At 64.1% G+C, this 13,147-nt stretch carries 11 protein-coding genes; 9 read left to right on the plus strand and 2 right to left on the minus strand.

The window, feature by feature from the left end:
* Positions 1 to 82 precede the first annotated feature (82 nt).
* Positions 83 to 1,888: an IlvD/Edd family dehydratase gene (locus LB557_RS17605; protein ID WP_224641691.1), complete on the minus strand. Its 1,806-nt coding sequence runs from the start codon at positions 1,886 to 1,888 to the stop codon at positions 83 to 85.
* 151 nt (positions 1,889 to 2,039) lie between these two features.
* Between LB557_RS17605 and LB557_RS17610 the strand changes: the two genes are divergently transcribed.
* Positions 2,040 to 2,489 carry an SRPBCC family protein gene (locus LB557_RS17610; protein ID WP_015314114.1) on the plus strand — a complete coding sequence of 150 codons (450 nt, stop codon included), beginning with the start codon at positions 2,040 to 2,042 and terminating at the stop codon, positions 2,487 to 2,489.
* Between the two features lie 18 nt (positions 2,490 to 2,507).
* On the opposite strand, the gene LB557_RS17615 is transcribed toward LB557_RS17610, so the two are convergent.
* Complete coding sequence (locus LB557_RS17615) at positions 2,508 to 3,686, minus strand: Mrp/NBP35 family ATP-binding protein (protein ID WP_224641690.1); 1,179 nt, start codon at positions 3,684 to 3,686, stop codon at positions 2,508 to 2,510.
* Positions 3,687 to 3,830: 144 nt separating this feature from the next.
* Here LB557_RS17615 and LB557_RS17620 point away from each other — a divergent pair, with 144 nt between their 5' ends.
* From LB557_RS17620 to LB557_RS17655, 8 genes are all read left to right on the plus strand, one after another.
* The gene (locus LB557_RS17620; protein WP_224641689.1) at positions 3,831 to 4,208 is read left to right on the plus strand and encodes a VOC family protein; all 378 of its coding nucleotides are present in this window, start codon (positions 3,831 to 3,833) and stop codon (positions 4,206 to 4,208) included.
* A 146-nt stretch (positions 4,209 to 4,354) separates the two neighbouring features.
* Entirely contained in the window at positions 4,355 to 5,254 is a 900-nt protein-coding gene (locus LB557_RS17625) for a LysR family transcriptional regulator (protein ID WP_015314117.1), read from the plus strand.
* 134 nt (positions 5,255 to 5,388) lie between these two features.
* Entirely contained in the window at positions 5,389 to 5,868 is a 480-nt protein-coding gene (locus LB557_RS17630; RefSeq protein WP_140614859.1) for a formate dehydrogenase subunit gamma, read from the plus strand.
* Entirely contained in the window at positions 5,865 to 7,421 is a 1,557-nt protein-coding gene (locus tag LB557_RS17635) for a formate dehydrogenase beta subunit (protein ID WP_224641688.1), read from the plus strand. Before LB557_RS17630 ends, LB557_RS17635 begins: the two co-directional genes overlap by 4 nt.
* Positions 7,422 to 7,431: 10 nt before the next feature.
* Positions 7,432 to 10,344 carry a formate dehydrogenase subunit alpha gene (gene fdhF / locus LB557_RS17640; RefSeq protein ID WP_224641686.1) on the plus strand — a complete coding sequence of 971 codons (2,913 nt, stop codon included), beginning with the start codon at positions 7,432 to 7,434 and terminating at the stop codon, positions 10,342 to 10,344.
* Between the two features lie 2 nt (positions 10,345 to 10,346).
* Entirely contained in the window at positions 10,347 to 11,177 is an 831-nt protein-coding gene (fdhD, locus tag LB557_RS17645; RefSeq protein WP_015314121.1) for a formate dehydrogenase accessory sulfurtransferase FdhD, read from the plus strand.
* Positions 11,167 to 11,478 (plus strand): formate dehydrogenase subunit delta, encoded by a 312-nt coding sequence (locus tag LB557_RS17650; protein WP_015314122.1) that lies wholly within the window; start codon positions 11,167 to 11,169, stop codon positions 11,476 to 11,478. Before fdhD ends, LB557_RS17650 begins: the two co-directional genes overlap by 11 nt.
* Before the next feature lie 110 nt (positions 11,479 to 11,588).
* Positions 11,589 to 13,142 carry an alpha/beta fold hydrolase gene (locus LB557_RS17655; protein WP_224641684.1) on the plus strand — a complete coding sequence of 518 codons (1,554 nt, stop codon included), beginning with the start codon at positions 11,589 to 11,591 and terminating at the stop codon, positions 13,140 to 13,142.
* Positions 13,143 to 13,147: the final 5 nt, after the last annotated feature.

The raw sequence follows: 13,147 nt of genomic DNA on the forward strand, positions 1-13,147 counted from the left end.
GCCTGATCGATCAGGCCGCCGGTCGTCGTCATCCATCATCGCTGATCAGCCAGGAATAATCGATGACTATTCCCGGGAATAATCAATGATTGTCGCGAGGCACTCCCATGGTGTGGGCGACATCCTGATATTTCACCGCCGGCTTCAGCACCATGCCGGTCGAGAACTGGTCGACCATGCCGCGCTGGATCTCCTGCCAGGGCGTCTGGTGCTGGGGATAATGATAGCCGCCATCCTTCTGCAGCTCGGCGCGTCGCCGTGCGATCTCGTCATCGCTGACGAGGATGTTCGCCGTGCCCTTCCGCAGGTCGATGCGGACGCGGTCGCCGGTCTTGAGCAGCGCCAGGCCACCGCCGACCGCGGCTTCCGGCGAGGCGTTCAGGATCGACGGTGAGCCCGACGTACCGGACTGGCGGCCGTCGCCGATGCAGGCCAGCGCGTGGATACCCTTCTTGATCAGATAGGCCGGCGGCTGCATGTTGACGACCTCGGCGCCGCCGGGATAGCCGACGGGACCAGCGCCGCGCATGAACAGGATGGTATGCTCGTCGATGCCTTGCGCCGGATCGTCAATGCGGGCGTGGTAATCCTCGGGGCCGTCGAAGACCATGGCGTTGCCTTCGAAGGCTTCCGGGTCGTTCGGGTTCGACAGATAGCGCTCGCGGAATTCCGGCGAAATGCCGCTCATCTTCATGATCGCCGAATCGAACAGGTTGCCCTTGAAGTTGATAAAGCCGGCATTGGCCTTCAGCGGCTCGGCCACCGTGCGGATGACGTCGGTATTCTCGTTGGCGACGCCCTCGCAATTGGCGCCGATCGACTTGCCATTGACGGTCAAGGCATTGGGATGCGGCAGCATTCCGGCCTTCATCAGTTCGGCGACCACGGCAGGCACGCCGCCGGCGTGGTGATAGTCTTCGCCCAGGTATTCACCTGACGGCTGCAAGTTGACGATGAGCGGCACTTTGAGGCCGATGGTCTGCCAGTCGTCATTGTCGAGCGGCACGCCGAGATGGCGGGCGATGGCGTTGAGATGGATCGGCGCGTTGGTCGAGCCGCCGATCGCCGAATTGACGACGATGGCGTTTTCGAAGGCCGCGCGGGTCATGATATCGGACGGTTTCAGGTCCTCGTGCACCATGTCGACGATGCGCTTGCCCGTCTCGTAGGCGATCTGGCCGCGCTCGCGGTAGGGCGCGGGAATGGCGGCCGAACCGGGCAGTTGCATGCCGAGCGCCTCGGCCAGCGAATTCATCGTGGTGGCCGTGCCCATCGTGTTGCAGTAGCCGGTGGACGGCGCCGAGGACGCGACGATGTCCATGAACTCGTCATAGCCGATCTCGCCGGCCGATAGGCGCTGGCGCGATTCCCAGACGATGGTGCCCGAGCCGGTGCGCTTGCCCTTATGCCAGCCATTGAGCATCGGGCCGACCGACAGCGCGATGGCCGGGATGTTGACGGTCGCCGCCGCCATCAGCAAGGCAGGCGTGGTCTTGTCGCAGCCGATGGTGAGCACGACGCCGTCGAGCGGATAACCGTAGAGCACCTCGACAAGGCTGAGATAGGCGAGGTTGCGGTCGAGGGCCGCGGTCGGCCGCTTGCCGGTCTCCTGGATCGGGTGACAGGGGAATTCGAAAGGAATGCCGCCCATCGAGACGATGCCTTCGCGCACGCGCTTGGCGAGTTCGATATGGTGCCGGTTGCAAGGCGAAAGGTCAGAGCCCGTCTGCGCGATGCCGATCAGCGGTTTGCCCGACATCAGTTCGGCGCGTGTCAGCCCGTAATTCAGGTAGCGCTCGAGATAAAGCGCCGTCATTCCCGGATTGTCGGGATTGTCGAACCACTCCTGCGAGCGGAACTTTTTCTTGTTCGTGGGGGCGCCGGCCATCATGGTCTCCGTATTTGTATGACAAATCGATATGACAACGCGCGGATGCAGGCAAGGGGCACGCGTGATCTGAATCCGGACTTTGGTGCGATAGACAGCTATCGAGCCGCACGCTACGACCAATCCGACATAGGCGATGCGGGAGGTTTAGATGGCTTTGGTGATCGAGGGCGAGGAACGTATCGCCGCACCCGTGCAGAAAGTGTGGGAAGCACTGAACGACCCAACCGTCCTGAGGGGCGCCATTCCGGGCTGCCAGAGCCTGGAAATGAAATCGGCGACCGAGATGGCGGCAACGGTGGTGCTGAAGATCGGGCCGATCAAGGCCACCTTCAACGGCGAAGTGACGCTCAGGAATCTCAAGCCGCCGCATGCCTACACCATCCAGGGCGAAGGCAAGGGCGGCATCGCCGGCTTCGCCAAGGGCGGCGCCGACGTCACGCTCACCGCCGACGGGCCGGACGCGACGGTCCTCAAATATGCGGCCAAGGCAGAAGTCGGCGGCAAGATCGCGCAACTCGGCAGCCGGCTGATCGAATCGACGTCGAAGAAACTGGCCGGACAGTTCTTTTCGGCTTTCGGCGAGAAAGTGGGCGGCTGACGCACTCCCCGTGAGGGTTCACTCAAAGACGATACTCGGCACGGCCGCTTCGGCCGCGCCGCGTTCCTCGTTGACCCTTTCCCAGACCTTGGAAGCGATATCGCGATAGATTTTCGCCTCGGCGCCATCCGGCTTCGAGACGACCACGGGCGTGCCGGCGTCGGAGCTCTCGCGGATGCCCATTTCAAGCGGCACCTCGCCGAGGAAGGTGACGCCGAGCCTCTCCGCCTCGCGGCGCGCGCCGCCATGGCCGAAGATGTCGTATCGCTTGCCGGTATCCGGGGCGATGAAGTAGCTCATGTTCTCGACGATGCCGAGCAGCGGCACATCGACTTTCCTGAACATATTGAGGCCCTTGCGGGCATCGATCAGTGCCAGGTCCTGCGGCGTCGAGACGATGACGGCACCCGCCAACGGCACCTGCTGGGCCATGGTCAGTTGCGCATCGCCCGTGCCGGGCGGCATATCGACGACGAGCACGTCGAGCCGCCCCCATTCAACCTCGCGCAGCATCTGCGTCAGCGCCGACATCACCATCGGCCCGCGCCAGATCATCGGCGTCTCCTCATCGACGAGGAAACCCATCGACATCACCTTGAGGCCGTAGTTCTCCATCGGTTTCAGGATCTTGCCGTCGACCGTCTGCGGCCGGCCATGGATGTTAAGCAGCCTGGGCATCGACGGGCCATAGATGTCGGCATCCAGCACACCGACCCGCAAGCCATTGGCGGCAAGGCCGAGCGCCAGGTTGACGGCCGTGGTCGACTTGCCGACGCCACCCTTGCCTGAAGCAACCGCTATGATCGCCTCGATGCCGGGCACGCCGCGCTTGCCCTGGCTCTGCGAAGCGGGAGCATGCGGAGCCGCCCGTGGTGCCGCAGCGACCGGAGCCGTCGGCGCCGGCCTGGGTGCGGGACGCGATGGAACCGACGCCTCCATGCCGCCGCCTTTCTTTTCAGCCGTCAGCGCGACGACCGCACCGGCGACGCCGGGAATGGCCTTCACCACCCGCTCGGCGGCGGCGCGCAACGGCTCCATCTCCTGAGCGCGCGCGGCGGGAACGGTGATCGAGAAGAACACTTTCGAATCGGCGATGAAAATCTCCGAAACCATGCCGAGGTCGACGATGTTTCCGGTAAAATCCGGCCCGTTCACCGTCTTCAGGCGCTCGGTGATGATTTCCTTGGTGATGGACATGGCTGTTGTTCCCTGGCGTTCGGCTGCAGCTCACATAGTGCAGATCGCGGACCGCTCCAAGCGCCAGGCATGATGGGTCGTCAAGCGGCCTGGGCGACCTATTTCCATGACCAGAGGGAATGACAACCAGGGAAGGAGACGATCATGCTTGCAAACAGCAACGCATCGGCAAACCTCGCCGTGAAGGATCTGGCAAAGGCCAAGGCCTTCTATGAGAGAACACTCGGCCTGGAACAGGTGCACGATGAGGGCGGCGAATTGATCGTCTACAAAAGCGGCGATACCACGATCAATGTCTATCGTTCCGAATTCGCAGGGACCAACAAGGCGACGGCGGTAACCTGGAGGGTCGGCGACACCATCGCCGATGTCGTCAACGCCCTCAAGTCGAAGGGTGTCGCCTTCGAGCATTACGAGATGCCCGGCCTGACGATGGAGGGTGACCTGCATGTCGGCGGCGGCATGAAAGTCGCATGGTTCAAGGATCCGGACGGCAACATCCTCAATCTCGTGGATCGGTAGATCCCGGCGATCGAGGCAGCGCGGCGCGATCGCTTTTTTATGCATGTCGTTGTCCCAAAACCGAAGTCACTTTCGGGCGACATGCATTGGAGGATTGAGCGCGACACCATCTGGCGCGACGCCACCGCGCCGGATAGCTTCCGCCAATGATCGACAAGCTGGAATTCTTCATCGCGCTGGCCAAGGAAGAGCACTTCGGACGGGCGGCCGAGGCGTGCGGGGTCACGCAGCCGACCTTGTCGGCCGGCATCAAGCAGCTCGAGGGCCAGCTCGGCGTCATGTTGGTCAATCGCGGGTCGCGGTTCCAGGGGCTGACCCCGGAGGGCAAGCAGGTGTTGGTCTGGGCGCGCCGCATCGTCGGCGACTCCAGGACCATGCGCGAGGAGATGCGCGCCGCCCGGTATGGCCTTTCCGGCCGCATCCGGATTGCAGCAATCCCGACGGCATTGGCGATGGTCGCGAGATTGACGACGCCCTTTCGAGACAAGCACCCAGGCGTCACCTTTTCGGTGCTGTCGCGGACCTCGATCGAAGTGCTGTCGCTGCTTGGCAATTTCGATGTCGATGCGGGCATCACCTATCTCGACAACGAACCGCTGGGACGGGTGACCAGCGTGCCCCTCTATGACGAGCGCTACCAATTGATCACCGCAATCGGCAATCCCTATTCCGACCGCGACAAAGTGACATGGTCCGAGATCAGCCAGTTGCCGCTGTGCCTTCTGACGCCGGACATGCAGAACCGCCGCATCATCGACCAGCACCTGGCGGAAGCCGGCGTGCAGGTGCGGCCGACGCTGGAATCGAATTCGATGATCGTGCTGTTCTCGCACATCCGGACCGGCAAATGGTCATCGATCATGCCACTCAACCTTGCGGAAACATTCGGGTTTTCCGAACCGATCCGGGCCATTCCGATCGTCGAGCCCGATGCCAGCCACACAGTCGGGCTGGTCGCCGCGCCGCGCGAGCCGCACACGCCGCTGGTGCAGGCGCTGCTGGACGAGGCGATGGCGCTGGCAGACGATTTCCGCGCCCACCGCTAGGCTAGACAATGCTGAGCGAAGCTCATCGATAGAAGATTTCTATCGAGCAACGAAACAGCTTTATTGATTTCGCGGGTTTCCTCTGATTTTGTAAAGACTTAGCGATAAAAGCTATCGACCAGGGAGGGCGCTGCATGACGATGCAGCCTGCAAGTACCGAGATCGCATCGCGCACGGCGGCGATTATCCAGGAGTTGAAGGACCTCGAGGGTCCGCTGCTGCCGATCCTCCACGGCATCCAGGAAGAATTCGGCCACGTCCCGCAGGATGCCGTCCCCATCATTGCCGACGGCCTGAACCTGTCCAGGGCCGAGGTGCATGGTGTCGTGACTTTCTATCATGATTTCCGCGCGCGCCCGGCCGGGCGGCACGTGCTCAAGCTCTGCCAGGCGGAAGCCTGCCAGTCGATGGGTTCGGACGCGGTCGCCGCCAAGGTCAAGCAGTTGCTCGGCATCGACTTCCATGAGACCACGCGTGACGGATCGGTTACGCTGGAACCGGTCTATTGCCTCGGGCTGTGCGCCTGCTCGCCGTCTGCGATGCTGGATGGCGAGGTGATCGGTCGGTTGGATGACGACAGGATCGACGAGATCGTCGCCGAGGTGCGCTCATGACCCCCCGCATCTATATTCCCGGCGATTCCGGCGCACTGGCGCTGGGCGCGGAAAAGGTCGCGAAGGCCGTCGCCAAGGAACTCGCGGAGCGCGGCATCGAGGCCAAGATCGTGCGCAACGGCTCGCGCGGCGCCTATTTCCTCGAACCGATGGTCGAAGTGGCGACGGCCAATGGCCGTGTCGCCTACGGGCCGGTGAAACCGTCGGACGTGAAGAGCCTGTTCGACAGCGGTTTTCTCACCGGCGGCCATCACAAGCGCTGGCTCGGCGCACCGGACAAGATTCCGTTCCTGGCCAAACAAACTCGCTTGACGTTTGCACGTTGTGGCATCAACGACCCGCTGTCGCTCGATGCCTACAAATCGCTCGGCGGACTGAGCGGCCTGCGGAACGCGGTGGCCATGGCGCCCGCCGACGTCGTCAAGCAGGTCACCGACTCCGGCCTGCGCGGCCGCGGCGGCGCCGGCTTCCCGACCGGCATCAAATGGAAGACGGTGCTCGATACGACATCGGAGCGCAAATACATCGTCTGCAACGCCGATGAGGGCGACAGCGCCACCTTCGCCGATCGCATGATCATGGAGGGCGACCCGTTCGTGCTCATCGAAGGCATGACCATCGCCGGCATCGCCACCGGCGCGACCAAGGGTTTCGTCTATATCCGCTCGGAATATCCGCACGCGGTGGCTGTCATGAACAAGGCCGTCGAGACCGCCCGCAAGGCCGGTGTGCTCGGCGTCAATGTGCTGGGTTCGCCTAACGCCTTCGACATGGAAATCCGCGTCGGTGCCGGCGCCTATGTCTGCGGCGAGGAAACCTCGCTCTTGAACAGCCTGGAAGGCAAGCGCGGCGTGGTGCGCGCCAAGCCGCCGCTGCCCGCGATACAGGGTTTGTTCGGCAAGCCGACGGTGATCAACAACGTCATTTCGCTGGCTTCCGTACCCATCATCATGGACAAGGGCGCCACCTTCTACAAGGATTTCGGCATGGGCCGCTCGCGCGGCACGATCCCGATCCAGATCGCCGGCAACGTCAAGCAAGGCGGCCTGTTCGAAACCGCTTTCGGCCTGACGCTGGGCGAGATCGTCGACGAGATCGGTGGCGGCACGTCCACCGGGCGTCCGGTGAAGGCAGTGCAGGTCGGCGGCCCGCTCGGCGCCTACTTCCCGCGCGCACTGTTCGACACGCCGTTCGACTACGAGGAATTCGCCAAGCGCGATGGACTGATCGGCCACGCCGGCATCACGGTTTTCGACGATACCGCCGACATGCTGAAGCAGGCACGCTTCGCCATGGAATTCTGCGCCATCGAAAGCTGCGGCAAGTGCACGCCTTGCCGCATCGGCTCGACGCGGGGCGTGGAAACCATCGACAGGCTCGCCGCCGGTATCGAGCCGGAAAAGAACCTCGCTTTGGTCACCGACCTCTGCAACACGATGAAGTTCGGTTCGCTCTGCGCGCTGGGCGGCTTCACGCCCTACCCGGTGATGAGCTCGATCACCCATTTCCCTGAGGATTTCAAGCCCGCGCCAGCGCGCGTGGCTGCTGAATAGGAGCTGGCAGATGAACATCAAGGCCGGCTTCCCAACGCTGATCGAAGAGGTTGACTACGGAACTCCGGAGTCGAAGGCGCAAAAACAGGTCACGCTGACCGTCGATGGCCGCAGCATCAGCGTGCCGGAAGGCACGTCGATCATGCGCGCGGCGATGGAGGGCGGGGTGGAGATCCCCAAGCTCTGCGCCACCGACATGCTGGACTCGTTCGGTTCCTGCCGCGTCTGCCTCGTCGAAATCGACGGGCGCGGCGGTACGCCGGCTTCCTGCACGACGCCTGTCGGCGAAGGCATGGTGGTGCGCACGCAGTCGGACAGGCTCGACGCCATCCGCCGGGGCGTCATGGAACTCTACGTCTCCGACCATCCGACCGGCTGGCACGAGAAGGCCGGAACTGGCGCCAGCGAGTTCGATGTGGTGGCGAAGTCTGTCGGCCTGACCGAAAATCGCTACGGCGTTGAGGGCCGCAACCACGTCAAGGAAGAAAATGGCGTCGCGCCGGGCCATGGCTCGCTCGCGGTCGACTACATCGCCCGTGATGAGTCCAACCCCTATTTCACCTATGATCCGGCGCAGTGCATCGTCTGCTCGCGCTGCGTGCGCGCCTGCGAGGAGGTGCAAGGCACTTTCGCGCTGACCATCGAGGGCCGCGGCTTCGAATCGCGCATGGTCGCCGGCATGCACGAGGACTTCATTGCCTCCGAATGCGTGTCCTGCGGTGCCTGCGTGCAGGCCTGCCCGACCGATGCGCTGCGCGAGAAGACCGTGCTCGAAAAGGGCCTGCCGGAGCGCTCGGCCGTCACCACCTGCGCCTATTGCGGCGTCGGCTGCTCGTTCAAGGCCGAAGTGAAGGGCGACGAGGTCATCCGCATGATGCCCTACAAGGAGGGCATGGCCAACCACGGCCATTCCTGCGTGAAGGGCCGCTTCGCTTACGGTTATGCCACCCACAAGGACCGCATCCTGTCGCCGATGATCCGCGAAAAGGTCAGTGATCCCTGGCGCGAAGTGAGCTGGGAAGAGGCGATCGCCCATACGGCCAAGGAATTCCGCCGCATCCAGTACCAGTACGGACGCACCGCGATCGGCGGCATCACCTCCTCGCGCTGCACGAATGAGGAGACCTATCTCGTCCAGAAGCTGGTTCGCCAAGGCTTCCGCAACAATAATGTCGACACCTGCGCACGTGTCTGCCATTCGCCGACCGGCTATGGGCTCGGCCAGACCTACGGCACCTCGGCCGGCACGCAGGACTTCGATTCCGTCGAATTCACCGACGTCGCGGTTATCATCGGCGCCAATCCGGCTTCCGCGCACCCGGTGTTCGCCTCGCGGCTGAAGAAGCGGCTGCGCCAGGGCGCCAAGCTGATCGTACTCGATCCGCGCCGCACCGAAATGGTCAAGTCGGCCCACGTCGAAGCCGACTACCATTTGCCGCTGAAGCCCGGCACCAATGTCGCCGTGCTGACCTCGCTGGCGCATGTCATCGTCACCGAGGGCCTTTTCGACGAAGCCTTCATCCGCGAGCGCTGCGACTGGGCTGAGTTCCAGGACTGGGCGTCCTTCGTCGCCCTGCCGGAAAACAGCCCCGAAATCGTCGGCAAGCTGTCCGGCGTCGATCCGGAGTTGATCCGCGGTGCCGCCCGTCTCTACGCCAAGGGCGGCAATGGCGCGATCTATTACGGCCTCGGCGTCACCGAGCACAGCCAGGGCTCGACCACGGTGATGGCGATCGCCAACCTCGCAATGGCCACCGGCAATATCGGCCGGCCTGGCGTCGGCGTGAATCCGCTGCGCGGCCAGAACAATGTGCAGGGCTCCTGCGACATGGGCTCGTTCCCGCATGAGTTGCCGGGCTACCGGCACATTTCGGGTGACGCGGTGCGCGACATCTACGAAAGCCTCTGGGGCGTGAAGCTCGACGACGAACCCGGCCTGCGCATTCCCAACATGCTCGATGCCGCCGTCGACGGCTCGTTCAAGGGCATCTACATCCAGGGCGAGGACATCCTGCAGTCCGATCCCGACACCAAGCATGTCGCCGCCGGCTTGGCCGCGATGGAATGCGTGGTGGTGCACGACCTCTTCCTCAACGAGACGGCGAACTACGCGCATGTCTTCCTGCCGGGCTCGACCTTCCTCGAGAAGGACGGCACCTTCACCAATGCCGAACGCCGCATCAATATGGTGCGCAAGGTGCTGGAACCGAAGGCGCGCTACGCCGATTGGGAGGCGACGCAGGAACTCGCCCGTGCGATCGGCCTCGACTGGAACTATACCCATCCGTCCGAAATCATGGACGAGATCGCCAAGACGACGCCAAGCTTCGCCAACGTCTCCTTCGACCTGCTCGACCGGGTCGGCTCCGTGCAATGGCCCTGCAACGACAAGGCGCCGCTTGGCACGCCGATCATGCATGTCGACGGCTTCGTGCGCGGCAAGGGCAAGTTCATCCGCACCGAATATGTGGCGACGGACGAAAGAACCGGACCGCGCTTCCCGCTGCTGCTGACCACCGGCCGTATACTGTCGCAGTACAATGTCGGCGCGCAGACGCGGCGCACCGAAAATATCATGTGGCACTCCGAGGACAGGCTGGAAATCCATCCGCACGACGCAGAAAACCGCGGCTTGCGCGATGGCGACTGGGTCCGGCTGACCAGCCGTTCGGGCGAGACGACGCTGCGCGCGCTGATCACCGACCGGGTATCGCCGGGCGTGGTCTACACCACCTTCCATCATCCCGACACGCAGGCCAACGTCATTACCACCGACTTCTCCGACTGGGCGACCAACTGTCCCGAATACAAGGTGACCGCGGTGCAGGTCGGCGCTTCCAACGGCCCGTCGGAATGGCAACGCGACTATGACGAGCAGGCCAAGCAGAGCCGTCGCATCGCACCGCTGCAGGCGGCGGAGTAGTCTTGGCCGCGCGCCGCAAAGCGACGACGCAGATATCGCGACTGGCGCACCGCGCCAGCGGCACGGCTGCGGCCAACCGCATGGTGCCGGAAGAGACGCCGGTGGCGTTCTCCTTCGCCGGCACCACGCATGCGGTGATGATGGCGAGCCCCGCCGATTTCGAGGACTTCGCGCTCGGCTTCTCGCTCACCGAAGGCATCATCGCTGCGCCTGATGAGATCGAAGCCATCGAGGTCGAGGATCATGGCGCCGGCATCGACATCCAGATCCGGCTGAAGGACCAGGCCAATACGCGCTTCGAGGCGCGGCGGCGGCGGCTTGCCGGACCGGTGGGCTGCGGGCTGTGCGGCATCGAATCCATCGAGGAAGCGATGCGCTCGGTCGATCCGGTGGGTGCGTCGAAACTTACGCTTGAGGCCGACGATATCACCCGCTCGGTCAAGCTGCTGTCGAAGGTGCAGCCGCTGCATACCGAGACAGGCGCCGTGCATGCAGCCGGCTTCTACGTCCCTGGCAAGGGCGTCGTCATGGCGCGCGAGGATGTCGGCCGCCACAATGCGCTGGACAAGCTAGCCGGCGCGCTGGCCAAGGCCAATATCGATGGCGCATCGGGCGCCGTCGTAGTGACCAGCCGTGTTTCGGTCGAAATGGTGCAGAAGACGGCGGCGATCGGTTCAGCCTTCATCATCGCCGTCTCGGCGCCGACGGCCCTTGCCATCCGCACCGCGGAAGAGGCCGGCATGACGCTGGTGGCGCTGGTGCGTGGCGACGATTTCGATGTTTTTACCCACCCCGACCGGGTGATTTCGGGAGTTGCCCAGCATGTCGCATGACGAAGAGCACATCATGAGCACGGGGGAAAAGCTGGTGCGCATGGCCAACCAGATCGCCGCCTTTTTCCACTCCAGGCCACGCGAGGAAGGCGTTGCCGGCGTCGCCGAGCATATCAACAAGTTCTGGGAGCCGAGAATGCGGCGCCAGTTCTTCGAGATGCTGGACAGCGGCGGTGAAGGCTTCGACGAACTGGTCGTGGTCGCTTCGGCCAGGATCAAACGGCCGATCACGCCGGCGGAGGCCGATCTCAAGCTCGGCCTCGCGGCCTCGCCTGGCGACGTCGCCGCGTCGCAAAAGTAACCGCGTCGGCCGCCGGCTACATTCATTTCCGCTAAAATATAAGCTGCCGCAACCGGCGCGGCTCTGCTATGGTTGGCGATCAGAAATCGTCAGGCCGGGCGGACACCCTCGTGAGGCCGATCGAGACCCGATACGCCCTTAGCGGCGAGGTGCGGATCGCCTATCAGGTGGTCGGCCAGGGGTCGTTCGACCTCGTCTTCGTCCCCGGCTTCATCTCCAACCTCGACCTGCACTGGGAAGACGAGGGCTATACCAGGCTCCTGAGGCGGCTTTCGGCCTTCTCGCGGCTGATCCTGTTCGACAAGCGCGGCACGGGTCTTTCCGACCGCGTCGATGTCCATCACCTGCCCAGCCTCGAGACCCGCATGGATGATGTGCGCGCGGTGATGGATGCGGTCGGCAGCGGCCGCGCGTCGATCCTTGGGGCTTCGGAAGGCGCGCCGCTGGCGATGCTGTTCGCCGCCACCTATCCAGAGCGGACGCGGGCACTGGCGCTCTATGGCGGCTACGCGCATTTCCACAAATGGGTGATGCCGCCGGAGCGTCTGGAAGCCTTCATCGCGACGGCCGAGACGGCCTGGGGCACAGGCGCCACCTTGCCCAATTTCGCACCGGGCAGGGTCGACGATACCCGCTTTTCAACCTGGTGGGCGCGCTTCGAGCGGCTGTCGGCAAGCCCTACCGCGGCGGCGACGCTGGCGCGGATGAACGCGGGGATCGATGTGCGCGGCATCCTGGCGGCAATCGGCGCGCCGACGCTGCTGATCCATCGCCGCAACGATGTGCGGGTCGACCCCGACGCCAGCCGCTTTCTGGCCAGGAAAATCCCCAACGCGCGGCTGGTCGAAATCCCTGGACGCGACCACCCGATCTGGACCGGTGATGTCGACCGGGTCGCCGACCTGATCGAGGAGTTCCTGACCGGCGAGCGCGCCGTGGTGGAAGCCGAACGCGTTCTGGCTGCGCTTCTCGTGACTCGGATCTACGACACGGCCCGCCTCGGAGACCGGATGTGGAGCGAACGCAGCCAGCATTTCCATGAGACATGGCGGACCCTTGTGACGCGCCATGGCGGGCGCTGCGCGGACATGCACTCCGAGATGATGATTTCGCGCTTCGACGGCCCTGGGCGTGCCTTGCGTTGCGCGGCGGCGTTGCGGGACGCGGCGCAGCAAATCGGGGTGGCAAGCGCGCAAGGGGCGCATGTCGGCGAGATCGAGTCGCGCGGCCCTCCTGCAGGATTGACGGGCCGCGTGACGATACAACTCGCCGCTCACGCCGGGCGCGGCGAGATATTGGCGTCGAGGCTGGTCGCCGATCTGGCCGTCGGCTCGGGTCTTCATTTCGTCGATCGCGGGCGTGTGGGCATCGACGAGCTGGACGAGCCGCTGGCGTTTGTGCTTGCGATGTCCGAACAGCACCTGGAGCCGGCCTGCCGGCCCAAGACCAAAGCGGCCGAACCGGCTTGCCTGACCGCGCGCGAGAGCGAAGTCGTGAATTTGATCGCCGGCGGCAAGAGCAATGCGGCAATCGCCGCCGAACTCAGGCTGAGCGAGCACACGGTCAAGCGCCACGTCGCCAACATACTGCTGAAGCTCGACCTGCCGTCGCGAGCGGCCGCGGCGGCATTTTCCGCCAGGCAGACTGGCCCGGACGGGCCATGAGAGCC

Origin of the sequence: Mesorhizobium sp. BR115XR7A (assembly GCF_020165315.1) — a bacterium.
Classification (GTDB): Bacteria; Pseudomonadota; Alphaproteobacteria; order Rhizobiales; family Rhizobiaceae; genus Mesorhizobium; species Mesorhizobium australicum.

Excerpts from the sequence above, each read along its gene's own strand:
- LB557_RS17605 (WP_224641691.1), bottom strand. The coding sequence starts at position 1,888 with ATGGCCGGCGCCCCCACGAACAAGAAAAAGTTCCGCTCGCAGGAGTGG.
- LB557_RS17610 (WP_015314114.1), top strand. The coding sequence starts at position 2,040 with ATGGCTTTGGTGATCGAGGGCGAGGAACGTATCGCCGCACCCGTGCAG.
- LB557_RS17615 (WP_224641690.1), bottom strand. The coding sequence starts at position 3,686 with ATGTCCATCACCAAGGAAATCATCACCGAGCGCCTGAAGACGGTGAAC.
- LB557_RS17620 (WP_224641689.1), top strand. The coding sequence starts at position 3,831 with ATGCTTGCAAACAGCAACGCATCGGCAAACCTCGCCGTGAAGGATCTG.
- LB557_RS17625 (WP_015314117.1), top strand. The coding sequence starts at position 4,355 with ATGATCGACAAGCTGGAATTCTTCATCGCGCTGGCCAAGGAAGAGCAC.
- LB557_RS17630 (WP_140614859.1), top strand. The coding sequence starts at position 5,389 with ATGACGATGCAGCCTGCAAGTACCGAGATCGCATCGCGCACGGCGGCG.
- LB557_RS17635 (WP_224641688.1), top strand. The coding sequence starts at position 5,865 with ATGACCCCCCGCATCTATATTCCCGGCGATTCCGGCGCACTGGCGCTG.
- fdhF (WP_224641686.1), top strand. The coding sequence starts at position 7,432 with ATGAACATCAAGGCCGGCTTCCCAACGCTGATCGAAGAGGTTGACTAC.
- LB557_RS17650 (WP_015314122.1), top strand. The coding sequence starts at position 11,167 with ATGTCGCATGACGAAGAGCACATCATGAGCACGGGGGAAAAGCTGGTG.